Origin of the sequence: Nonomuraea sp. NPDC049269 (assembly GCF_043197155.1) — a bacterium.
Classification (GTDB): Bacteria; Actinomycetota; Actinomycetes; order Streptosporangiales; family Streptosporangiaceae; genus Nonomuraea.
The window spans coordinates 569,371-591,358 of the sequence record NZ_JBICSO010000006.1; the positions used below are offsets into that span (position 1 = coordinate 569,371).

The window sequence follows — 21,988 nt, forward strand, 5'->3', positions numbered from 1 at the left end:
CCCCTCCTTCGTCGTCGAACACCACCACGTCACACACCGGAGCGGAGAACAGTGAACGTCGCCATCACCGGTGGACACGTCGTCCCCATTGACGGTGCCCCCATCGACGGGGGCACCGTGCTCATCGCCGACGGCCGCATCACCGCCGTCGGCCCTGCCGCCGACATTCCCGTGCCGGCAGGGACGCCCGTGCTCGAGGCGCGCGGGCAGTGGGTGCTGCCCGGCTTCGTCGAGGCGCACGCGCACATGGGCATCGGCGAGGAAGGAGAGGGTGACCTCGGCGAGGACCTCAACGAGAAGGGCGAGCGCAACGGTGCCCGCCTGCGCGCCCTCGACGGCGTCAACCCCGCTGACCTCGGCTTCCTCGACGCCATGTCGGGAGGCGTCACCACGGCCGTGATCCTGCCCGGCTCCGCCAACCCCATCGGCGGCCAGGCCGTGGCCGTGAAGACCTGGGGTCGCACCGCCGACGACATGGTCCTGCGCGACCCGGTCGGGGTGAAGAGCGCGCTCGGTGAGAACCCCAAACGTTCGTACGAGGGCTCGACCAGGATGGGCACCGCGGCGGCGATCCGCGACGCCTTCCTGCGGGCGCGTGAGTACCTGGTCAGGCGCGATCCCTTCGACCCGGGGCTGGAGGTGCTGGTCAGGGTGCTCGATCGCGAGTTGCCCTGGCTGCAGCACGTCCACCGGGCCGACGACATCGCCACCGCCGTACGGCTGGCCGACGAGTTCGGCTACCGCCTGGTCGTCAACCACGGCACCGAAGCCCACCTCATGGCGGACCTGCTCGCCGAGCGGGACATCCCCGTGGTCAGCGGGCCGCTGATCGGTACCAGGAGCAAGGTCGAGCTGCGGCAGCGCACCCTGCGCAACCCGGGCGTGCTGGCCGCCGCCGGCGTGCGGGTGGCGATCACCACCGACCACTCCGTCGTCCCGATCCACTTCCTCGTCCACCAGGCGACCTTCGCCGTCAAGGAGGGGCTCGACCGCGACACCGCACTACGCGCCATCACCACCACCCCCGCCATGATCATGGGACTGGACGACCGGGTGGGCGCGTTGCGCCCTGGTCTCGACGGCGACGTGGTGCTGTGGTCGGGCGACCCACTCGACGTGATGAGCCGCGCACTGCGGGTGCTGATCAGCGGGCGCGAGGTCTACCGCTACGACCCGGGTACGGCGAGCGGGATCAGGACCGATCCGTCGACCGTTCAGGAGTCATACCGGCGCCTGGCCTCCTCCACCGCCGGCAGGTGATCGTCCCACCTGCCATGGACTAACTCGGGCGGAATTCTCGACAACGTGCCACTTACGTGATCTGACGGAGTAAGAGCGCCGACGATCACGAACAGGAGCACCTGGAAATGAGCGATGGGGTCGGCCGCCGGCTGCTCGACGAGCTGATCCGCTACGCCGGGGCGCGGTCCGGGCGGCCCGGCCAGTTCGCCGGCAGTGACGCCTTCCACGCCGACTTCGCCCGCGCCGAGGCGGCGTTCCGCGCGGCGAAGGCCCTGGTGCACGAGACATGGGACGACACGGAACGCACTCTGGACTCGGGCCGGCGACTCGACGTACGTCAGGAGACGATGGTGCGGCTCGCCCTGAACCACGTCACGTCGACGGTCTCCGAGGTGGCCCGGTTCGTCTACGCCTCGGGCGGCACCTCGGCGCTGCGGGATGGGCTGATCCAGCGGCTGTTCAGGGACGTCCACGCCGGCACCGCGCACATCACCTCGGGCCCGCAGGTGCTGCGGGAGTGCGGCCGTGAACTGGCCGGCCTGGCCCCGGATCAGTCGTGGCTGCTCTTCGCTCTCGAATAACGCGAGACCACCAGCACGACGCCCATGGCCAGCGCCGCCAGCAGGTGCAGGCCGTACCAGTGCAGTTGCCGCAGGAGCACACCGCCGCGCACCTCGTAACTGGTCGTCAGGCCAACTGCCGCGCTCGCTCCATTCGGCATATTTCACCATAAAACGACCAAGGCGGGGATGCGGCAACGGCATCCCCGCCTTGGTCGTTCAGTTCACGCGTCGGCGTTCTGGGCGTTCAGCTCGGCGTCCCGCTTGACCCGCTGGATCTGCGCGTCCGTGACGACGAGGTCACCGAACTGCTTGACCGCCTGGTAGTACGTCCAGGCGAGGCCGTCACAGGTGGACTTGGACAGTCCCGAGTATCCGGCGCACACCTGCTTCATATCGAAATAGAATGCGCTGTCGATGCGATCCTTGTTCGCCGGGAATTGGCTCACGGCCTTGTAGTTTCGATAACCGAAATCGTGTCGCCTGCAGGGCATCCGGAAATCGAAGCCGAGTGGCTGGTCCGGGCTGCTGGAGCACAGGTCGGTGGACCAGTCGAAGGCGTAGTCCGCCCACGCCGCCTGGTTCTGCCAGGCGGCCCGCCAGGAGGCGGCGCTTGCGGCGGTGGGCTGGGAGAATCCGGAGAGTGCGGCGAGTTTCTGCTCCAGAGTCACCGCGTAGGCTGGTAGTGCGAATCCGAGGACGGCGATCAGGGAGAGGGCGACGGAGGCTAACGGCACGAGGGATCGTCTGACCATGAGGACCTGCTTCTCTTGCCAAGGTGCACCTGACGGTCCAACGATGAAGCGAAATGCCGCCTGACGCAGAAGCAGATCCTGCTTAATTTACTCGGAAAAGTTCGCCGACAACGGACCTTTACATCGAGTCGACATTCTGCAAAGGCTCGATCAGGTCCACCGGCGGGGGCCGTTCACAGGTGCTGGTGATGTTCACCGCCGCGCCGGAGTGCGCCGAGGTCAGCAGCGACTCCATGACGTCGAGCACGTGGTACGCCAGTGATCCACTCGTACGAGGTTCCTCGCCCGCGGGGGTAGCCGCGAAGTCGGCCAGGCCCACTCCGCGCCCGGCCCCGACGTAGCCGGCCGCCGCCGGAAGAGTCTGCCAACCGTCCCGCGCCTCCGAGAACAGGACGGACCCATCGAAGTAGTTGGGGTCGGGGACGACGAGCGAGCCCGCCTCTCCGTGTACTTCGATGTTGGGCGCCTTGGTCGCCGTCCCGTCGAAGCTCATCACCAGCGTGGACAGCGCTCCCGAGGTGTGCACGAGCACTCCGGTGACGTGCGTGTCCACCGTCACCGGGATCTCCTCGCCCTGGCGGGGGCCCGAGCCGATGGTGCGCTTGGCCCGCGTGCGGCTGGCCGCGCCGATGACCGACGCCACCGGCCCGAGCAGCGTCACCAGGCTGGTGATGTAGTAGGGGCCCATGTCCAGGAGCGGGCCGCCGCCGGGGGCGTAGTAGAAGTCGGGGTTCGGATGCCAGCGCTCATGGCCGGGTGTCATCATCGTCGCGGTCGCCGCGACGGGTCTGCCGATCAGGCCGTCGTCGATCGCCTTGCGCGCCGTCTGCGTACCGGTGCCCAGAACGGTGTCGGGCGCGCAACCCACGCGGACCTGGGCGACTTCGGCCGCCCGCAGCATCCGCGCGGCGTCCTCGCCGGTCGCGGCAAGGGGCTTCTCGCAATAGACGTCCTTGCCGGCCGCGATGGCCTGGAGCGCGATCTCGGCGTGGGCGGCGGGAATGGTGAGGTTGAGCACGACGCCGACGCGCGGGTCCGCCATCAGCTCCGCCACGCTCAGCACGTCGACCCCCGCATAGGGCCGCACCGCCTCCCTCGCCCGGTCAAGGTCCAGATCGGCCACGGCGACGAGCCGCAACTGCGGCAATCGGTCGATGGTCTGGAGATACTGCGCCGAGATGGCACCGCACCCCACGATGCCCACGTTCACCGGCTGGCCCACAGCATGCCCCTTTCGATGATGGTGCGCACGTTCTCGTCCTGCAGGACGTCAAGGCTGTGCCCCGGGGTCGCGACGAAGATCCGCCCGCTCCCCCACCGCCGGGTCCAGATGGCCGGCGAGGTGACCTCCCGATGCCAGGGGTCCCATGGGCGGACCTTCTGCGTCGTGGTCGCCAGCACGTCGATGTAGTCGTCCGTCAGCACCCAGTACTGCTCGGTCACCAGGCCGAAGTCCGTGATACCCGCCGTGATGGGGTGATCCCCCGCCTCGGGCGGCAGGTTCACGGTGTACGGCACGTAGTTGTCGGCCTGCGAGCCTTCCCGCTCGGCCGGATCCTTGCCCGGATGGCAGGCGAACTGCCCGCCGATGAGATGCAGATAGTCGGAGGAGTTGCGGAAGGAGTCGGCGATGCCACCGTGCCAGCCCGCCATCCCGGTGCCCGACTCGATCGCGGCCCGCAGGCCGTTGAACTCCGCGGGCTCGATCGTGCCCATCGTGTAGCACTGCACGATGAGATCGACATCGGCCATGAACCCGGGATCCGCGTACGGCGCGGGCGACTCCGCCCGGTGCACCTCGAACCCCTGCTTTTCGAGGAAGGGGATGAACAGCTCGGTAGCCGCGACCGGAGCGTGCCCTTCCCAGCCGCCTCGCACCACCAGAGCCTTCCGGCCGTGATCGTCCGTCATGCTTCCACCCATCCGCTCGGCAATGGACGACTCTGATCATCGCATTCCATCCCAAAACGGCCTAAAGGGAGGTCACGGACACCCGGCCATCGGTCCGAAAGTTTCAAGCTTCTTGCCCTCGCTAGCTGAGCCTTCCCAGGTCACTTGCTCGCCAGATTCTACGGTCCACGTGGACTCTTGTCTCTCGAAATATTTTTGCGAATACTCCGAATATTTCGGGCCGCATCGAGAGAACGGGAAGCGGATGAGGATAACCACCAGAGTGCTCGGCGCCGCGATCGCCGCCGCGATATTCGTCGTCGCCTGGCTGACCATGGCCTCGCCGGCGTCGCCGGCCTCACTCACCGAGGTGACCAACTTCGGCACCAACCCCAGCGGCCTGCGCATGCACCTGTACGTACCGAACAACGTCGCGGCCCGGCCGCCGATCCTGGTGGCCGTGCACTACTGCACCGGCTCCGGGCCCGCCTTCTACTCCGGCACCGAGTTCGCCTCGCTGGCCGACAGGTACGGATTCATCGTCATCTACCCCTCCGCCACCAGGAGCGGAAACTGCTTCGACGTCTCCTCGCCGCAGGCGCTCAAGCACGACGGCGGCAGCGACCCGGTGGGGATCGTGTCCATGGTCAAGTACGTCGAGCAGCACAACAACGGCGATCCCGCCCAGGTCTACGTGACCGGCGCGTCCTCGGGCGGCATGATGACGAACGTGCTGCTGGGCGACTACCCCGACATCTTCAAGGCCGGGGCGGCGTTCATGGGAGTGCCGTTCGGCTGCTTCGCCACCACCGACGGCTCCGGCTGGAACAGCGCCTGCGCCAACGGCACCATCATCAAGACCCCGCAGGAGTGGGGTGACCTGGTACGCGGAGCCTTCCCCGGCTACACCGGGGCGCGGCCGCGCATGCAACTGTGGCACGGCACCGAAGACGCCACGCTCCGCTACCCGAACTTCCAAGAAGAGATCAAGCAGTGGACCAACGTCCACGGGCTCAGCCAGACCCCCGCCTTCACCGACCACCCGCAGTCGACCTGGACCCGGACCCGTTACGGCGGCACCGGCACCAACGTCGCCGTCGAGGGCGTCAGCCTCCAGGGCGTCGGGCACAGCCTTCCGCAGGGCGGCATGGCCGCGTCGGTCATCCAGTTCTTCGGTCTGGACGGCGGATCCCCCGGCACCCCGACCCCGACTCCGACGCCCACCCCGACGCCGGGCGGGGCCTGCCGCGTCACCTACACCATGAACACCTGGAACACCGGATTCACCGCGTCCGTCACCATCACCAACACCAGCGCGTCCCCGATCAACACCTGGGCCCTGGCCTTCACCCTCCCCGGCGGGCAGACGGCCACCTCCGCCTGGAGCGCCACCATCGCCCCCTCCAGTGGCCAGGTCACCGCCAGGAACGTCAGCTACAACGGCACCATCGCGGCCGGGGCATCCACCAACTTCGGCTTCCAGGCCACCCACAGCGGCAACACCGGCAAACCCACCTCGTTCGCCCTCAACGGCACAACCTGCGGCATCGCCTGACGTGGTGCGGAGCCGACGACAAACCTCAGGGAAGCGTGACGAACTTGCCGAGGAACTGCCGGGCCGTGACGGTGTCCAGACGGTAGTCGAAGTTGGTCGCCTTGCAGAAGTCGTCGGCTCCGCTGACGGTGGTGGCGATGAGGAGGTGCGAGGTGGGACCGCCCAGGAAGTTCGGGCCACCCGAGTCGCCGAAGCAGGTGCTTCCGTCGCCCTTGGTGCGGTTCACCGACAGGTCGAGCCACTTGCGGGACAGAGCTTCGAAGGAGATGGAGGTCTGCTGGCGGACATCGGAGTAGGCGAAATGGCGCGCTTTCCGACCCACCGCGCCGTACCCGACGGGGGTGAACTGCGCCGTCTTCAGCTTGTTCTCGGCCTTGAGACGGCTGAGCAGCCCCGCCGCCGGCAAGGAAGCCGGCTTGATGCCTGGGATGGCCGTCTTGAAGATGACGACGGCCATGTCATGAAGCTCAGAGCTGTCCTTGAAGCGCGCGTCCTGCACATAGCGACCGGTGTACGTCTTGTCCCCACGCTGGTACTGGCTGTCGAAGGAGACCCGGGCGGTCTTCTGGCCGCGCTCTCCGCAGTGGGCCGCGGTGAGGAAGACGGTGGGCGAGATGAGCGTTCCGGTGCAGTAGCTCCACGTGCCGTCGGAGTGCGGCTTGCCGGCGATGAGGGCGCCCACCTCCGGATGGACGTTCCCGTCGGCGGAGCCGTGGGTGATGGCCGACGCGGGAGCGGCGATACCCACCATGAATGCCAGAGGAATTAGGACAAAGGGGACAAAACGCATGCGGGAACTGTAAGTTGTGTCCGGCCTCCGCGCCAAAGAATGTGGGAGAAGATTTACCTACGGACTGTCACACACGACGCGCTGCGAGCGGCGCTGCACACCGCTCGCAGTGGAAACCCTGTCGCTAGGACGACCTGGCGAGCATGCCGTGCGGGTCGAGCACATACTTGCGCGCGGCCCCCTCGTCGAACTCGTGGTAGCCCCGCGGCGCGTCGTCCAGCGGGATCGCCGTGGCGTTGACGTTCTTCGCGATCTGCACCCGGTCGTTCAGGATGGCCATCATGAGCTGACGGTTGTACCTCATGACCGGGCACTGGCCGGTGACGAAGGAGTGCGACTTCGCCCAGCCGAGGCCGATCCGGATGGACAGCGAACCGTGCTTGGCCGACTCCTCGCGCGCACCGGGGTCGCCGGTAACGTACAAGCCTGGGATGCCGAGCGCGCCACCCGCCCGGGTGACGTCCATCAGTGTGTTGAGCACGGTCGCGGGGTGCTCCTCCTCCGATTCGTGTCCGTGACCGCGCGCCTCGAACCCGACGGCGTCGACGGCGCAGTCCACCACCGGCTCGCCGAGAATGTGCTCGATCTGGTCCTTCGGCTCGCCCAGGGCCACGTTGATGGTCTCGCAGCCGAAGGTGTGCGCCTGGTCCAGCCGCTCCTTGTTCAGGTCGGCGACGATGACCACGGCGGCACCGAGCAGGAACGCCGAGGTCGCGGCGGCGAGCCCGACCGGGCCGGCGCCGGCGATGTAGACGGTCGATCCCGGCTTCACCCCCGCGCTCACGCAGCCGTGGAACCCCGTCGGGAAGATGTCCGCGAGCATGGCCAGGTCGAGGATCTTCTCCATGGCCCGGTCCTTGTCCGGGAACTTGAGCAGGTTCCAGTCGGCGTACGGCACCAGGACGTAGTCCGCCTGCCCGCCTACCCAGCCGCCCATGTCGACGTAGCCGTACGCCGAGCCGGGCCGGTCGGGGTTGACGTTCTCGCAGACGCCGGTCTTACCCTCCTTACAGTTGCGGCAACGGCCGCAGGCGATGTTGAACGGCACCGACACGAGGTCACCGATCTTGATGAACTCCACGTCGGGACCGGTGTCGACTACTTCGCCGGTGATCTCGTGGCCGAGGATGAGGCCCTGCGGAGCCGTGGTGCGGCCGCGGACCATGTGCTGGTCACTGCCGCAGATGTTCGTCGCCACCGTTTTGAGGATGGCGGCGTGCGGTAGTTTGCGCCCTACGTTGGCCGGGTTGACACCCGGGCCGTCCATGAGCTCGAATTCGGGATAGTCGGTCTCGCGTACCTCGACCTTGCCTGGACCGTCGTACGACACGCCCCTGTTGCCGGGCATGACGATCCCTCCCTTGTACGAAATGACGGATGTTCGTTCGCTCACTTGGTCACGCATCACCTCCTATGTCCGAGGTGCCAGCGGCGGCGGCCTCCGTGCCCCACCCGGTCACGGATCTCTTCGTCGTGCGGCTGCCGGGCCGCCGGGATGTCACCCGCGACACCCTGCGCGGCCTCGGCCATCTCGCTCCGCGGCTCCCGCGCGCCGACGATCTCTCCGGCCGTGCCCTGTTCGGCCGTCTCCGGCAGCTCCCGGAGCGGGCGCGCGACCACGTCGTACACCACGACGGCCAGCACCGCGCCGATGATCGGGCCGGCGACGTAAACGCCGTACAGCGCCCATGGCGCGCTACCGCCGAACAGAGTGGTCGTCAGGTACGGCCCGAACGTACGGGCCGGGTTGACGGAGCCGCCCGTCAGCGGACCGAGCACGAAGATCTCGCACGCCACGGCCAGTCCGATCATCCAACCGGCCCAGCCGGACGGCGCCCGCCGGTCGACCGCCATCGCCATGATCGTGAGCAGCAGCAGGAACGTCCCCAGTGCCTCCAGCAGAATGCCCTGCCCGTAGCTCACGCCCGGGCCGAGTGCGGTCAACCCGACGCCCTGGGTGACGGCCCGCCGGCCGAACCCGCCCACGATCAGCAGGCCGCCGGCGAACGCGCCGACGAGCTGGGCGACGATGTAGAACGGCACCTCGGCCCACGGGAACCTGCGTCCCGCGGCCAGGGCGATGGTGACCGCCGGGTTGATGTGCGCGCCTGACGTGCTGCCGAACGCGTAGATGACGAGCGCGACCACGATGGCGAACGACAGCGAGATGATGCCGAGCGCGGCATAGTCCAACCGGCCGTTCCCCATGACCAGCGCGGCCACTACGGAGCCGGCACCGAAGAGCACCAGCAACATCGTTCCGATGGCTTCCGCGACGAGACGTCGCGGCAGGTCTCCAACCATCGCAACCCCCCGATGACGATGGTTTATCCCCAAATTCGAATATATACCTGACATCCTGAAAAGGAGCCGTGTCAGAGACAGCGGCGATGGACCTCGTCCACGCGCCGGGTGAGCCCGCTCCGGTCGAGGTGTTCGAGCAGCGGCACCGCGACCCGCCGGCTGGTGTCGAGGGCGCGCCGGGCCTGGCTCACGGTGAAGGGCTGCGGCAGACGGCTCAGCACCTCCGCCGCCCGGGCGTCCGCGCCGGGCAGCAGCACGATCCCGTCGGTCACGCGCAACAGCCGCCCGGCCCGTACGGCCGCCGCCACCTCCCGCGAGCCCAGCCCCAGCTCGGCCAGCCGCCCGGCCTCCGGCGCCTGGAACGGGTGCGCCGACAGCTCCACCCTCAGCCGCTCGACCGCCCGGGCGACCGGCGCGGGCAGGCCGGAGGGCCCGGTCATGATCCGGCCCTCAGCGAGGGTGAGGGGTGGCCGCACCAGCGCGGCGACCAGTTGCCGGTCGGGCAGGCCGAGCTCGTGGCGGGCGGCTTCGAGGGGCATGCCGGTCTCCAGCGGGTGTTCCACGGCGTACCGCCGCGCCGTAGCCGTGAGCCGCTCGGCCAACTCGGCCCAGTGCTCGGGATCGGCGTACCAGTCCCCGCAGACCGGTCCGGCGCCGGACGTGCCGGTCATCGCGATCAGGTCGGCCGCGCGTAGAAGCCCGTGGATGTGCAGGGCAGAGGCGGCGTTCGGTGCGGCCGACTCCAGCAGGGCGGCGTGCTCCCGCGCCGCGCCCCGGCGGCCGAGCGCCGGCGGGCGTACGTCGAGCACGCTCGCCCCCGCCAGCACCCGTACCTCCGCCCGGTCCCGGCCGGGGTCGCGCAGCAGCAGCACGTCTCCGAGGTGCAGCGGGAGCGGACGGGCCAGGCGCAGCCGTACGAGGCGCCCACCGAGCATCCGCACCTCACACCCCACCGCCGCCGACCCGATGTGCGCGATCAGCCGCCGAGGCAGCCGCCGCACGTCCCGAAAATCCCCGACGGGAGAGATCCGGACGTCGACCAGGTCCGTGTACGTCCACCGGCCGGGCGTGACCAGCGCCCGGCCTCGCTCAGGCAGCCCGTGACCACGCAGGTTGACCGCCACCCTGGCGACGCCGGCCACCGAGGACAGGGGCTCCTTCAGAGCCTCCAGCGCCCGCACCCGTACCGACTCCCCACCAAGCGCCAGCTCGTCACCCACCGAGATGGTGCCCGCAGACAGGGTCCCGGTCACCACCGTCCCACTGCCGGTCACGCTGAACGCCCGATCGATCCACAGCCGCACCGGCGCCTCCGGATCAGGCGCGGGAAGCCCGGCGACCAGCCGGTCCAGCGCCTCCCGCAGCTCCCCGAGCCCCTGCCCGGTCCGCCCGCTCACCACCACAGCCTCAAGCACACCAACGGTCAGCCGAGTACGCGCCTGTTCGAGAGCCGTCCCCGGATCGGCGAGGTCCGCTCGGGTGACCACGAGCAGGCAGTGCCGCACGCCGAGCGCCTCCAGCGCCACCACATGCTCCTCGGACTGCGGCATCCACCCCTCATCCGCGGCCACCACGAACATCACCGCCGGCACCGGTCCAACCCCGGCCAGCATCGTCCCGAGAAACCGCTCATGCCCCGGAACATCCACAAAGGCAAGGCGCCGCCCCGAGGGCAGCGTCGTCCACGCGTACCCCAGCTCGATCGTCAGCCCGCGCCGCCGCTCCTCCGCCAGCCGGTCGGGCTCCATCCCGGTGAGCGCCCGCACCAGCGTGGACTTGCCATGGTCGACGTGCCCCGCCGTGGCCACGACGTACATCAGCCACCCACCCCGAGGATCGCCCGCACCACGTCCTCGTCGCGCTCGCCGGGAACGGTACGGAGATCGAGCAGCAACCGCCCGCCCTCGACCCGTCCGACCACCGGCGGCTCACCGGTCCGCAGCGGCGCGGCGAGCCGTTCGGGCAGGCTCACGGCAGCGCTCGGCAGCGTCACGCCGGGCGCCCCGCCACCCCCGACAACGGCCTGGCTAGGCACCGCCCGCGCGTCAACACCCGCGGCGGCGAGCCGCCCGGCGAGCAACGCGGCACGGTCGCCAAGTGCCACCGGATCGGCCTGCAGCGCCAGCCGAACGGGCACGGCGGGACCGCGGAGCGTGGCCTCCAGCGCGGCCAGCGTCAGCTTGTCGACCCGCAGGGCACGGGCGAGCGGGTGCCGTCGGCACCGTTCGACCAGGTCACGGCGACCGAGAAGGAGTCCCGCCTGCGGCCCGCCGAGCAGCTTGTCACCGCTCGCCGTCACCAGATCCGCCCCGGCCGCCAGTACGGTCGTCGCGTCCGGCTCGTCGGGCAGCAGCGGCTCGCGCGCGAGCAGGCCGGAGCCGATGTCGGCCACGACAGGCACCCCAAGCCCGGACAGCTCCCCTACCTCGACGGAGCCGGTGAAGCCCTCGATCAGGAAGTTCGACGGATGGACCTTGATCACGCATCCGGTCTCCGGTCCCACGGCCGCCGCGTAGTCGCCGTAGGAGGTGCGGTTGGTGGCGCCCACCTCGCGCAGCCGCGCCCCGGTGGAGCCGAGCAGGTCGGGGATGCGGAACCCGTCACCGATCTCCACGAGCTCGCCCCGGCTGATCACGATCTCCCGCCCGGCGGCCAGTACGGTCGCCACCAGCACGAGCGCGCCCGCGTTGTTGTTGACGACGTGCACATCCTCGGCACCCGGCACGGCCCTGGCGAGCGCGTCCAGCGCGCCCCGCCCGCGACGGGCCCGCGCACCGGTCTCCAGGTCGAACTCCACGTCGGCCGCACCGGCCGCGGCAGCCACCGCCTCGATCGCGGCAGGTGACAGGGGCGCCCGGCCGAGGTTCGTGTGGACCAGCACACCGGTCGCGTTGATCACCGCCCGCAGGCTCGCGGCCTGCTGCGGGAGCGCCGCCACCGCCGCGTCGGCAACTTCCTCGGGACCGATCTCGCCGCTCCGCGCCCGCTGCTGCGCGCGCGTCACCGCGTCCTTGACCACCGACCGCCCCAGCCGCCCGCCCGCCGCGACCAGCCGCGGATCAGCGAGCACGGCATCGGTGCGCGGTACGTGCCTTCGTGGGTCCACTATTCGAAAATAAGACGGAGGCGGACGGGAATCGAACCCGCCAGGCCGAGGACCTCGGCCTCGTCGGTTTTGAAGACCGCGGGGGCCACCAGGCGCCCAGACGCCTCCAAGGGAAACCTACTTGACCAGCGGGTATGGCCTGAAGCGCCACACCCGTCGAGAGCCACCCGAGGACGCCATGACATACAGGACCGAGACGGTCCGGCTGACGCAGTACGCGCACGGAGGCGGCTGCGCCTGCAAGATCCCACCCGGCGAACTGGAGTCCGTGGTGGCGGACCTCCACACACGCGACCCCGATGCCATAGGGGAGCTGATCATCGGGCTGGACGACGGAGACGACGCCGCCGTGGTCCGCATCGACGGCGACCGGGCGATCGTGGCCACCGCCGACTTCTTCGCCCCCGTCGTGGACGACCCCTACGACTGGGGCCGCATCGCGGCGGCCAACGCCCTGTCAGACGTGTACGCGGTCGGCGGAGAGCCACTGGTGGCGGTCAACCTGCTCGGCTGGCCCCGAGAGAAGCTCCCCTTGGACCTGGCGAAAGAGGTGCTGCGCGGCGGCCTGGACGTGGCCCGGACCGCGGCCTGCCACCTCGCGGGCGGCCACAGCGTCGACGACCCGGAACCGAAGTACGGCATGGCCGTCACCGGCCTGGCCGATCCCGCACGGCTGCTACGCATCGACGGTGGCCGCCCCGGGCTGCCGATCTCCCTCACCAAGCCGCTCGGCATCGGGGTGCTCAACACCCGGCACAAGGCGACCGGCGAGGTGTTCCCACAGGCAGTCGCGGCGATGACCACCCTGAACCGCGACGCCTCCCGCGCGGCGCTGGCCGCCGGAGCGGGATGCGCCACGGACGTGACCGGGTTCGGCCTGCTGGGCCACCTGTACAAACTGGCCAGGGCGAGCGGCGTCACGGCCGTCGTGGACGTGGCGGCCGTACCGTACCTGGAAGGGGCCCGCGAGGCGGTACGCGACGGCTACGTCAGCGGCGGCACCCGCCGCAACCTCGGCTGGGTCCGTCCGTGGCTCGATCCCGGCGGCTTCAGCGAGAACGACCTGCTCCTGCTCGCCGACGCCCAGACCTCCGGCGGCCTGCTGGTGGCCGGGGAGCTCCCCGGCGCGCCGATCATCGGTGAACTGATCCCCCTGGACGGCCCCCACCTGCGACTCCGCTGACCGGCCGGGCGACGCGGTCAGCGGCGGTTGTCGTAGGCGTGCCGAGCTGCGGCCAGGCCGTAACACCTCATCAGGCCCGTTCATCCCTGAGTCGATCTGCAGGTCGTCCCAGTGGACGGACCATCGCCGCACCCCGCCGGGCAACTCGCCTGGCTCGCCCTCAAGCGCGATCAAGGCGAACGTGCCGTTGCGCAGAATGCTCACCACAGTGCCCTGCCGCCCGATCAGCAGCGAGGCGAACCCCCGAGTAGATGCGGGACTGTGCATCAAGTCCACGATCATCGCCCGGCAGCCGAAGCTTGACCACGGTGTATTCACCGGACGGAGGAGACGACATCGGCGATCAGCTCCGAGTGCGGATTGTGCCGGTAAACCTCTTCGCAGCGGAAAGCCACCCGCCGAGCGGCTCGAACGGGTTCGTCCGCTGGATGCCGGGCGTACAAGACTCGCTTGCGCCGGTCGTTCCAACCCACCCGCCACCAGAACCAGTTGCCGTCGCACCAAACCACGAGGCCGACCCGCACCGACACCAGAGCAAGCCCGTAGCCGGCGTGAATGTCGGAGGCGATGTCCTGCTCAGCCAGGGCATACCGAAGGGCATGTGCGCTCTGATCAGGGCCGAGAGCGATCATCAACGGCTTGAGAAGCATGTGTTCTCCATCCCTTCGGTCTCTTCGAGGACCACCGGCTCGGGTGCGACCAGACGGCGGCAGCCGCTCGTGAGATCGACCGTCAAGCACTGGCAGTAACCTTACTGCGATTCGCGAAAGGCATCAAGGATTGCGGACATCCGCACACCGCAGCTCCTTGATCAGTCCGTGACGCCATCGACCCGGTACGGTGGCTGCTGAAGGCCTTTCGTGACCGAAGGAGGAGCGCATGGAAGACGCGGGCTGGGTCAGCGTTTCCGCGCCCTACGTACGGCCGCGGCGTCCCGGAGAGCCCGATGCATGGGCAGAGGAAGCCGCCCAGCACGGCAAGGTTGGGACGCACCACCTCCAGGCGGTGGAAGAGGTCCATCCGCCGAAGGAAGTCGCGCGGGCCTTCGGACTGGCCGCAGATCAGACCGCCTTCGTCCGCCGCCGTCTCGTGCTCGCGGACGGCCAGCCAACGGAGCTCGCCGATTCCTACTACCCAGCGACGATCGCCCGTGGCACTCGGCTCGCCGAAATGCGGAAGATCCCTGGCGGGGCTCCCACCCTTCTCGCCCAGCTCGGCTACCACCCGCACAGCGCGGAAGAAGCCGTCCGAGCCCGCCCCGCGACCGAATCAGAGCGACAGGCTCTCGACCTTCGACCAGAGGACTGGGTTCTGCTCCTGACCCGCATCGTTCGAATTGACGACGGAACGCCGATTGAGGTCAGCGTGATGACGATGGTGGCCCACGGTCGCGAGTTGCGCTATCAGATGATCATCAAGTGAGGAGACCTGCAATCGTGGGTACGCGGCTGGATTCTCGTCCGCGCCATCAGCAGATCGCGGCCGAACTGCGTGCGGAGATCATGTCCGGCGACCTGAAGGCGGGCGAGCAACTCCCTTCCACGCCACACCTGGTGGCACGTTTCAACGCGGCGAACGCAACGATCCAGCGCGCTCTTCAAGCACTGAAAGACGAAGGATTCGTACGCGGCCACGCTGGAAAGGGCGTGTTCGTCCGCGACAGGCAGCCTCTCGTCGTCAACGCGAGCACGTACATGTCTCCAGATCCCCGTGGATACAGCTATGAGCTGCTGAAGGTCGGGCAGGTAGCACCGCCCAGCGATGTGGCTGCGGCGTTCACTGTCAGCGGCGAAGATCTGGTCGTCATGCGTCATCGGCTGCTGCTGCACGACGGCGCCCCCGTGGAACTGTCATGGTCTTACTACCCGGCAAACATCGCAGCAGGAAGCCCGCTGGCCGGCCGGGGAAGAATCCGCGGTGGCGCGCCACAGGCGCTGGCCGACCTCGGGTTTCCGCAACGCCACTTCGTAGATCGCATCTCCGTTCGACAGCCGACCGAAACGGAGGTGCAGGCGCTGGATCTCCCGCCTGACGTGCCGGTGTTTCGGCAGTTCCGCGTTGTCTACAGCGAGGGTGAGCGGCCGGTCGAAGTGTCGGTCCTGATCAAGGGTGGGCACCTGTACGAGTTGTCGTACCACCAGATCGCAGACTGACCGGCCTGGACGCGAGTCGCCGGGAACGACGGTCGTTACTGCCGGTCGACGGCCTGTCGCGATCCGAACGAACAGCAAGAGCCTCGACGCGTGTGACCAATATGACATTCCTCTCCATTGCCACGCATTTCATACTGATCTTGCACGTAAACGATCTTTATCTCCCTGGAGACGAAAAGTGCATAAATCGGTATTCACTCTGGTCTCGGCCACCGCACTGGCCTTGGCCGCTACCGGGATCGCCGTCATAGCGCAACCGACCCCCGCCGAGGCCGCCCGCAAAGAGGTGCAATGCACCGGGACGGACGACGCCACGACCATCAACAACGCCATCAAGGCGTCGAAGGCCGGCGACGAGATCGTGATCTTAGGCCGCTCGGTCACCGCGGACGAGCCGGCCGTGTGCGTCATCAACAAGACCATCGTGCTGCGCGGCGATCGCACGTACCGCGGTGACTCGCGCACCGGCCTGAGGATCAAGCAGGCCGACAGCGTGAACCTGCCCGCCCTGCTGGCCTCGGACACATGGGACGCGGATCAGGCGTACTCCGGCAACCCCATTCGCGTCGAGCGGCTCACCCTGGACGGCAACCGCGCCAAGAACGCCACCGGGACCGTCGGCCTGATGCTGCGCTCCTGGGGCAGCCGGATCTCGGACATCCAGATCGAGCAGACCTCCTCGGACGCGATCCGCCTGAGCAACCCGTCGAAGAACGGGACGACCATCGACTCCGCCACCAACACGATGGTGAACGGGGTGATCAGCGACGTCTACATCACCGGCTCCGGCGGCGCGGGCGTCAAGGTCCTCGACCCGGACGGCGGCGTGATCACCGACTGGACGTTCACCCGCTCATGGGTACGCGACAGCGGCACCAGCGCCGTCGAATCGGACAACGCCGCCGGCTGGCTCCTCAGCGACCTGCACCTGTACGGCAACGCGAGCAGCGCCCTCGACCTCAACCGCTGCTTCGGCACGTCGATCCAGGGCAACTACATCGAGGACTTCGGCTACAAGGCCACCACTGCGGAGGCGTGGTTGTACGGCATCCGCTGCGTCGTACAGGAGGGGGCGACCACGACGATCTCCAACAACAAGATCCACAACTTCCGCGACGCGGGCAAGACGCCGCCGACGGGCCCCCATTACTACTACATCGCCGTGGATGGGGTGGAGTCGGGCGCCGGGAACGTGGTGGTCACCGGCAACGCCATCCTGGGCAACGGCACCGCCGATCAGACAGGGCTGCAGTACGAGAAGAAGAGCGGCGCGTCGCTGACCGTCGCCTCCACCGGAAACCTCGTCAAGAACGTGACCAAGCCCCTGGTCAAGGCGCCGAACGACGCGACGGTCACGGTGACCGCGGGCCTCTGACCCACCTGCTCTTCACGGCCTCCCGCCACGTGGCCAGCGCGCATGCGGCCGCACACGGCCACCCGCCGCATGCGCGCGGCCCCTGCCGGAGCATGACCCCATCGCGCTGTTCTAGGCGTCGAGGCGCTGCCGCTGCGGAATGACGGTGTATTTCGGGTCGGCGGCCGACGCTCTGCCCGCCTCCAGGATGCCGAACCGAGTACACAGCGCACCCGCCGTCAGGGCGAGACCGGAAAGCGCGGTGAGGGCACGGCCGCGCCCGGCGACCGCCGCGAGCAGCCCGCCACCGGCCGTCAGCACCCGGGCCGAGAGCATCATGCGCCCCGCCTTCCCCACCCGGTACGGCTCGCCGGCCAGCCCGAGCCGACGTTCCATCAGCATGCCCGCGACACTCTCCACGACGGCCCCGACAACCGCCACCACCCGAGCCGGCCCCGCCTCCGCCCGAGGGGTCGCCAGCATGCCCACCGCCCCGGCGCTGGCCAGCGCGCTCCCGGCGAACAAAAACGGCAGCTCCCGATAGGCCTCGTGCCAAGCGGGTACGGCGGTGTCGGCGACCACGACGGCGGTGTAGGTGGCGGTCAGCGGGCCGGTCAGGCCGGTGGCGAGGGCCGCCGCGTCGCCCACGACGGGCAGGATCCCGGTCAGCTCGGTCGAGGCCGCGACCGCCGACAGCCCGCCCTGGGCGGCCAGGAGCCAGGAGCCCAGGCTCATCGGCGAGGTGGGCTTGAACACGCGGAACATGTTGAGGAACCGTGAAGGCCTGCCCAGTTCGGCGATGAGGAACCCGGTTCCGGCGGCGGCGCCGATCGCCGCCGCGACCCGGGCGGTGCGCGCCAGCCGATCGTGCCCGGTGAACCCGGCCATGACCGCCATCACCGACGAAGCCCCCGACAAACCCCCCGCATAGAGATATGTCGGCATATGGGGCTCGTGCCAGACGGGGGCTTTGAGCACCGGCCGACCGTAGTACGACCGGAACTCCGCCTCCGGCACCATCGACCGCTCCCGCGTCACCGCCGCACCCCTTTGACCGAACCCACGAAGGCCACCGCTACCGCCCCGGCCAGGGACAGCGCCGCCGCCCCTGCCCAGCGCCACATGTCCGGCAGGTCGCGGGTGGTCACCACGGGATCCGGCGGCAGTCCGTACACCTCAGGCTCGTCCAGCAGGAGGAAGAACGCGCCCGCGCCGCCCACCCCGTCGTCCGGGCTCTCGCCGTACAGCCGGGCCTCGGTGTGCCCGTCGGCGCGCAGCCGTTCCACCCGCTCCTCCGCCCGGTCGCGGAGCTCGTCGAGCGGGCCGAACTGGATCGAGTCGGTCGGGCACGCCTTGGCGCACGCCGGTTCGAGGCCGCCGCGTTGCCGGTCGTAGCACATGGTGCACTTCCACGCCCGTCCGTCACCCTCTCTGCGGTCGATCACGCCGTACGGGCAGGCCGAGACGCAGTAGCCGCAGCCGTTGCAGATGTCCTCCTGGATCACCACCGTGCCGAACTCGGTGCGGAACAGCGCGCCGGTCGGGCAGACGTCCAGGCAGGCGGCGTGCGTACAGTGCTTGCACACGTCCGACGACATCAGCCACCGCTCCACGCCGTCATCAGCGCTGTCGCCGGGCGCCCGGACCGACTGCTCGATGAAGGCCACGTGCCGCCAGGTGCTCGCCCCGAGCGCCCCGGTGTTGTCGTACGACGTCGCCTCGAACACGAACCCGTCGTCGGGCAGCTGGTTCCACTCCTTGCAGGCCACCTCGCAGGCCTTGCAGCCGATGCAGACGCTCGTGTCGGTGAAGAAGCCCATCCGCTCAGCCATGGCGGTAACCCTCCAGCAGATCGAGCATCGCCCGGCCCCTCGGCCGCCTGCCGGGCCGTACGTCGCAGGTCATGGCCTTGCCCTCCTGAATGTGGACGTTCGGGTCGAGCACCAGCGGCAGCAGGTCGTTGACGACGTCGCCGGTCACCAGGCCGCCACCGCCCCAGCCCCAGTGGTACGGCAGGCCGATCTGATGGATCACCCGGCCCTGGATGCGCAGCGGCCGGACCCGGCCGGTGACCAGCACTCTGGCCTCGATCACGGTGCGGGTGGTCACGATCGTCGCCCAGCCGCCGTTGACCAGCCCCACCTCGGCGGCGAGCCGCGGGGACACCTCGCAGAACAGCTCCGGCTGCAGCTCGGCGAGGTAGGCCAGCGGCCGGCTCATGCCGCCCGCCGTGTGGTGCTCGGTGAGCCGGTACGTGGTCAGCACGTAGGGGAAGCGCGGCGACTCCGGCGGGTTGTAGGGGCTCTCCGGCCGCGAGTAGATCTCGCGGGCGGGGTTGGCCTGCTGGGCGTACAGCGGGTTGCCGACCGGCGACTCGTGCGGCTCGTAGTGCGCGGGCAGCGGTCCGTCGGCCAGCCCCGCCGGCGCGTACAGCCAGCCCTTCCCGTCGGACTGCATGATGAACGGGTCGATCCCGGCCAGCGCGGCCTCGGCCTTGGCGCCTTCGGGCGGCACGTAGTCCGGCGGCTTGCCCTTCTCGAAGTCGGGCACGTCGTGGCCGGTCCACTCACCGCGTTCGGCGTCCCACCAGACGTAGGCCTTGCGCTCGCTCCACGGGCGGCCGTCCGGGTCGGCGGAGGCCCGGTTGTAGAGGATCCGCCGGTTGGCCGGCCAGGCCCAGCCCCAATCGGGCGCCACGGGGGACTGCTCCCGCCCCGGCCGGCGCCGGGCCGCCTGGTTGACCTCGTCGGCATAGACCCCGCAGTAGATCCAGCAGCCGCAACTGGTGGACCCGTCCGGCTTGAGCTGGGTGTAGGCCGACAGAGCCCGCCCGTCCGGGCCGACCCCGTTGATCTCGCGGAGCACCGCCGACGCCGAAGGATCCCGGTGCGCCCCCTCCTCGGGATAGTCCCAGGTCAGCTCGCGCAGCGGCCGGTCGATCTCGTCGCCGGTCAGCCGCTGCCTGACCAGCCTGCCGAGGTGGTAGTAGAACCACAGGTCGCTGCGGCAGTCGCCCGGCGGGTCGAGCGCCTTCTCCCGCCACTGCAGCAGCCGCTGGGTGTTGGTGAACGTGCCTTCCTTCTCCACGTGGCTCGCGGCGGGCAGGAAGAACACCTCGGTGGCGATGTCCTCGGTCCGCATCTCCCCGGTCTCCAGCTCCGGGCCGTCCTGCCAGAAGGTGGCCGTCTCCACCAGCGTCAGGTCGCGTACCACCAGCCAGTCGAGGTTGGCCAGGCCGAGGCGCTGCGCCCGGCCGCCGGAGGAACCTACGGCGGGGTTCTCCCCGATCACGAAGTAGCCCTTCACTGTCCCGTCGATTTGGCCCATCACCGCGCTGTAGTGGCCGTGGTCGCCGGTGAGGCGTGGCAGGTGGTCGAAGCAGAAGTCGTTCTCCTCGGTGGCCGCCTCCCCCCACCACGCCTTGAGCAGGCTCACCAGGTAGGAGCGCCGGTGGCCCCAGAAGCCCTTCTCGCCGCCCTCGCGGGCCAGGTAGTCGGCCAGGCCCTCGTGCCGGTGGGCGTGGGGCATGGACAGGTACCCGGGCAGGAGGTTGAACAGCGTCGGGATGTCGGTCGAGCCCTGGATGCTCGCGTGCCCGCGCAGCGCCAGGATGCCGCCACCGGGCCGGCCCATGTTGCCCAGCAGCAGCTGGAGGATCGAGGCGGTGCGGATGTACTGCGCGCCCACCGTGTGCTGGGTCCAGCCGACCGAGTACACCCAGGCGGTGGTGCGCTCCCGGCCGGAGTTCGCGGTGATCGCGTCGGCGAGCTCGGCGAAGTCCGCGCGCGAGATGCCGCACAGCCGCTCGACCAGCTCTGGGGTGTAGCGGGCGAAGTGCCGCCGGAGGATCTGGTAGACGCAGCGCGGATGACGCAGCGTCGGATCCGTCGCCGCGCTGGGATGCGCGGCGGCACCGCCGGAGCCGTAGGTGTCCGCCCCGGCGGCCGCGGCGTGGTGCCGGCCGCCCTCCAGGTGCTCGCCCGGCGCCTGCTCGCCCGTCCCCTCGTACGCCCAGCTGCTCGGGTCGTACGTACGCGTCTCCGGATCGAAGCCGGAGAACAGCCCGTCGAGGTCCTCGGTGTCCCGGAAGTCCTCGGACACGATCGTGGCCGCGTTGGTGTAGGCCAGCACGTACTCACGGAAGTCCAGCTCATTGCGCAACACGTGGCTGATCAGCGCCCCGAGCAGCACGATGTCGCTACCCGCGCGGATCGGCAGGTGGCGGTCGGCCAGCGCGCTGGTCCGGGTGAAGCGCGGATCCACGTGGAACACCTTCGCCCCCCGAGCCCTGGCCTCCACCACCCACTGGAACCCCACCGGATGGCATTCGGCCATGTTGGAGCCCTGGATGACGATGCAGTCCGCACCCGCCAGGTCCTGCTGGAAGGTGGTCGCGCCACCACGCCCGAAGCTGATCCCCAGACCGGGGACGGTGGAGGAGTGTCAAATGCGCGCCTGGTTCTCCACCTGGATCGCGCCGAGGGCGGTGTAGAGCTTCTTCATCAGGTAGTTCTCTTCGTCGTCGAGCGTCGCCCCGCCCAACCCGGCGATGCCCATCGTGCGGCGCACGACCTTGCCCTCGTGGGTCTGCTGCCACGTCTCCCGCCGGGTCCGCACCACCCGGTCGGCGATCATCTCCATCGCGGTGTCGAGGTCGAGCCGCTCCCAACCGGTGCCGTGCGGCCTCCGGTACAGCACCTGGGTCTGGCGTCCGGGATGAGTGACCAACTGCTTGCTCGCCGACCCCTTGGGACACAGCCGCCCACGCGAGATGGGCGAGTCGGGGTCCCCCTCGATCTGCGTGACGCGGCCGTCCTTGACGTACACGAGCTGACCGCAACCGACCGCGCAGTAGGGGCAGACCGACCGCGCGACCTTGTCGGCCTCTTGAACGCGGGGAGTCAGCGCGTCGGTACGGGCGGAGCGCGCGGCGTCGCCCCTGCCGTCCTCTCCCTTGAGCTGCCGAACCACCGGCCACCGGGAGAACCATCCCCCACCGGACACAATGCGAGCCATGCCCCGATATGTCGGGCCTAACCTCAGGCATGGGTGTTGAATCCAGCGTGCCGCAACCACGATGCTGAGCGCATGCGCGC

The 21,988-nt window shown here is 69.4% G+C and carries 20 protein-coding genes and 1 tRNA gene; 7 read left to right on the top strand and 14 right to left on the bottom strand.

Annotated features, from left to right (window positions below):
* Positions 1-51: 51 nt before the first annotated feature.
* Together ACGFNP_RS34520 and ACGFNP_RS34525 are read left to right on the top strand one after the other, a co-directional pair.
* Positions 52-1,260, top strand: a complete 1,209-nt coding sequence (locus ACGFNP_RS34520; RefSeq protein ID WP_393325783.1) for an amidohydrolase — start codon at positions 52-54, stop codon at positions 1,258-1,260.
* Between the two features lie 107 nt (positions 1,261-1,367).
* Complete coding sequence (locus ACGFNP_RS34525; RefSeq protein ID WP_393325785.1) at positions 1,368-1,823, top strand: acyl-CoA dehydrogenase family protein; 456 nt, start codon at positions 1,368-1,370, stop codon at positions 1,821-1,823.
* Here ACGFNP_RS34525 and ACGFNP_RS34530 read toward each other — a convergent pair.
* The 4 genes from ACGFNP_RS34530 to ACGFNP_RS34545 form a co-directional block, all read right to left on the bottom strand.
* Positions 1,793-1,963 (bottom strand): hypothetical protein, encoded by a 171-nt coding sequence (locus ACGFNP_RS34530; protein ID WP_393325787.1) that lies wholly within the window; start codon positions 1,961-1,963, stop codon positions 1,793-1,795. The genes ACGFNP_RS34525 and ACGFNP_RS34530 overlap by 31 nt on opposite strands.
* A gap of 63 nt (positions 1,964-2,026) precedes the next feature.
* The gene (locus tag ACGFNP_RS34535; protein ID WP_358331735.1) at positions 2,027-2,557 is read right to left on the bottom strand and encodes a phospholipase; all 531 of its coding nucleotides are present in this window, start codon (positions 2,555-2,557) and stop codon (positions 2,027-2,029) included.
* Positions 2,558-2,675: 118 nt separating this feature from the next.
* The gene (locus ACGFNP_RS34540; RefSeq protein ID WP_358331738.1) at positions 2,676-3,779 is read right to left on the bottom strand and encodes a Gfo/Idh/MocA family oxidoreductase; all 1,104 of its coding nucleotides are present in this window, start codon (positions 3,777-3,779) and stop codon (positions 2,676-2,678) included.
* Positions 3,764-4,468: a ThuA domain-containing protein gene (locus tag ACGFNP_RS34545; protein WP_358331741.1), complete on the bottom strand. Its 705-nt coding sequence runs from the start codon at positions 4,466-4,468 to the stop codon at positions 3,764-3,766. Before ACGFNP_RS34545 ends, ACGFNP_RS34540 begins: the two co-directional genes overlap by 16 nt.
* 244 nt (positions 4,469-4,712) lie before the next feature.
* On the opposite strand from ACGFNP_RS34545, the gene ACGFNP_RS34550 reads away from it, so the two are divergent.
* Positions 4,713-6,002, top strand: a complete 1,290-nt coding sequence (locus ACGFNP_RS34550; RefSeq protein ID WP_393325791.1) for a PHB depolymerase family esterase — start codon at positions 4,713-4,715, stop codon at positions 6,000-6,002.
* 25 nt (positions 6,003-6,027) lie between these two features.
* On the opposite strand, the gene ACGFNP_RS34555 is transcribed toward ACGFNP_RS34550, so the two are convergent.
* From ACGFNP_RS34555 to ACGFNP_RS34580, 6 genes are all read right to left on the bottom strand, one after another.
* The gene (locus tag ACGFNP_RS34555; protein WP_393325793.1) at positions 6,028-6,753 is read right to left on the bottom strand and encodes a trypsin-like serine protease; all 726 of its coding nucleotides are present in this window, start codon (positions 6,751-6,753) and stop codon (positions 6,028-6,030) included.
* A 163-nt stretch (positions 6,754-6,916) separates the two neighbouring features.
* Positions 6,917-8,140 carry a formaldehyde dehydrogenase, glutathione-independent gene (gene fdhA / locus ACGFNP_RS34560; protein ID WP_358331750.1) on the bottom strand — a complete coding sequence of 408 codons (1,224 nt, stop codon included), beginning with the start codon at positions 8,138-8,140 and terminating at the stop codon, positions 6,917-6,919.
* Positions 8,141-8,196: 56 nt separating this feature from the next.
* Positions 8,197-9,096, bottom strand: coding sequence for an MIP/aquaporin family protein (locus ACGFNP_RS34565; RefSeq protein ID WP_358331753.1), 900 nt, complete (start codon positions 9,094-9,096; stop codon positions 8,197-8,199).
* 71 nt (positions 9,097-9,167) lie between these two features.
* Positions 9,168-10,913: a selenocysteine-specific translation elongation factor gene (selB, locus tag ACGFNP_RS34570; protein ID WP_393325796.1), complete on the bottom strand. Its 1,746-nt coding sequence runs from the start codon at positions 10,911-10,913 to the stop codon at positions 9,168-9,170.
* Entirely contained in the window at positions 10,913-12,202 is a 1,290-nt protein-coding gene (gene selA / locus ACGFNP_RS34575) for an L-seryl-tRNA(Sec) selenium transferase (RefSeq protein ID WP_393325798.1), read from the bottom strand. The genes selB and selA overlap by 1 nt, the downstream gene beginning before the upstream one ends.
* A 15-nt stretch (positions 12,203-12,217) precedes the next feature.
* Positions 12,218-12,310, bottom strand: a tRNA-Sec gene (locus ACGFNP_RS34580).
* Positions 12,311-12,380: 70 nt separating this feature from the next.
* Here ACGFNP_RS34580 and selD point away from each other — a divergent pair.
* Positions 12,381-13,385, top strand: coding sequence for a selenide, water dikinase SelD (gene selD / locus ACGFNP_RS34585; protein WP_393325800.1), 1,005 nt, complete (start codon positions 12,381-12,383; stop codon positions 13,383-13,385).
* A gap of 314 nt (positions 13,386-13,699) precedes the next feature.
* On the opposite strand, the gene ACGFNP_RS34590 is transcribed toward selD, so the two are convergent.
* A complete protein-coding gene (locus ACGFNP_RS34590; protein WP_393325802.1) occupies positions 13,700-14,035 on the bottom strand; it encodes a hypothetical protein in 336 nt (111 codons plus the stop codon).
* Between the two features lie 229 nt (positions 14,036-14,264).
* Here ACGFNP_RS34590 and ACGFNP_RS34595 point away from each other — a divergent pair, with 229 nt between their 5' ends.
* The 3 genes from ACGFNP_RS34595 to ACGFNP_RS34605 all read left to right on the top strand — a co-directional run bounded on the left by ACGFNP_RS34595 (position 14,265) and on the right by ACGFNP_RS34605 (position 16,913).
* Positions 14,265-14,807, top strand: coding sequence for a GntR family transcriptional regulator (locus ACGFNP_RS34595; RefSeq protein WP_393325804.1), 543 nt, complete (start codon positions 14,265-14,267; stop codon positions 14,805-14,807).
* Between the two features lie 14 nt (positions 14,808-14,821).
* Entirely contained in the window at positions 14,822-15,538 is a 717-nt protein-coding gene (locus ACGFNP_RS34600) for a GntR family transcriptional regulator (protein ID WP_393325806.1), read from the top strand.
* Positions 15,539-15,716: 178 nt separating this feature from the next.
* Positions 15,717-16,913: a right-handed parallel beta-helix repeat-containing protein gene (locus ACGFNP_RS34605; protein WP_393325808.1), complete on the top strand. Its 1,197-nt coding sequence runs from the start codon at positions 15,717-15,719 to the stop codon at positions 16,911-16,913.
* Positions 16,914-17,024: 111 nt separating this feature from the next.
* Here the strand turns inward: ACGFNP_RS34605 and nrfD are convergent, their stop codons facing one another.
* From nrfD to fdh, 3 genes are read right to left on the bottom strand one after another with little or no spacing between them, the layout of a single operon-like run.
* Positions 17,025-17,930 (bottom strand): NrfD/PsrC family molybdoenzyme membrane anchor subunit, encoded by a 906-nt coding sequence (gene nrfD, locus ACGFNP_RS34610; RefSeq protein WP_358331769.1) that lies wholly within the window; start codon positions 17,928-17,930, stop codon positions 17,025-17,027.
* On the bottom strand, positions 17,927-18,724 hold the full coding sequence (locus ACGFNP_RS34615; RefSeq protein WP_358331772.1) for a 4Fe-4S dicluster domain-containing protein: 798 nt from the start codon (positions 18,722-18,724) through the stop codon (positions 17,927-17,929). Before ACGFNP_RS34615 ends, nrfD begins: the two co-directional genes overlap by 4 nt.
* The gene (fdh, locus tag ACGFNP_RS34620; protein ID WP_393325811.1) at positions 18,717-21,908 is read right to left on the bottom strand and encodes a formate dehydrogenase; all 3,192 of its coding nucleotides are present in this window, start codon (positions 21,906-21,908) and stop codon (positions 18,717-18,719) included. The genes ACGFNP_RS34615 and fdh overlap by 8 nt, the downstream gene beginning before the upstream one ends.
* Positions 21,909-21,988: the final 80 nt, after the last annotated feature.

Bases quoted from the DNA above. Each gene is read 5' to 3' on its own strand.
- ACGFNP_RS34525 (WP_393325785.1), top strand. From the start codon at position 1,368: ATGAGCGATGGGGTCGGCCGCCGGCTGCTCGACGAGCTGATCCGCTAC.
- ACGFNP_RS34530 (WP_393325787.1), bottom strand. From the start codon at position 1,963: ATGCCGAATGGAGCGAGCGCGGCAGTTGGCCTGACGACCAGTTACGAG.
- ACGFNP_RS34535 (WP_358331735.1), bottom strand. From the start codon at position 2,557: ATGGTCAGACGATCCCTCGTGCCGTTAGCCTCCGTCGCCCTCTCCCTG.
- ACGFNP_RS34545 (WP_358331741.1), bottom strand. From the start codon at position 4,468: ATGACGGACGATCACGGCCGGAAGGCTCTGGTGGTGCGAGGCGGCTGG.
- ACGFNP_RS34550 (WP_393325791.1), top strand. From the start codon at position 4,713: ATGAGGATAACCACCAGAGTGCTCGGCGCCGCGATCGCCGCCGCGATA.
- ACGFNP_RS34555 (WP_393325793.1), bottom strand. From the start codon at position 6,753: ATGGTGGGTATCGCCGCTCCCGCGTCGGCCATCACCCACGGCTCCGCC.
- fdhA (WP_358331750.1), bottom strand. From the start codon at position 8,140: ATGCCCGGCAACAGGGGCGTGTCGTACGACGGTCCAGGCAAGGTCGAG.
- ACGFNP_RS34565 (WP_358331753.1), bottom strand. From the start codon at position 9,096: ATGGTTGGAGACCTGCCGCGACGTCTCGTCGCGGAAGCCATCGGAACG.
- selB (WP_393325796.1), bottom strand. From the start codon at position 10,913: ATGTACGTCGTGGCCACGGCGGGGCACGTCGACCATGGCAAGTCCACG.
- selD (WP_393325800.1), top strand. From the start codon at position 12,381: ATGACATACAGGACCGAGACGGTCCGGCTGACGCAGTACGCGCACGGA.
- ACGFNP_RS34590 (WP_393325802.1), bottom strand. From the start codon at position 14,035: ATGCTTCTCAAGCCGTTGATGATCGCTCTCGGCCCTGATCAGAGCGCA.
- ACGFNP_RS34595 (WP_393325804.1), top strand. From the start codon at position 14,265: ATGGAAGACGCGGGCTGGGTCAGCGTTTCCGCGCCCTACGTACGGCCG.
- ACGFNP_RS34615 (WP_358331772.1), bottom strand. From the start codon at position 18,724: ATGGCTGAGCGGATGGGCTTCTTCACCGACACGAGCGTCTGCATCGGC.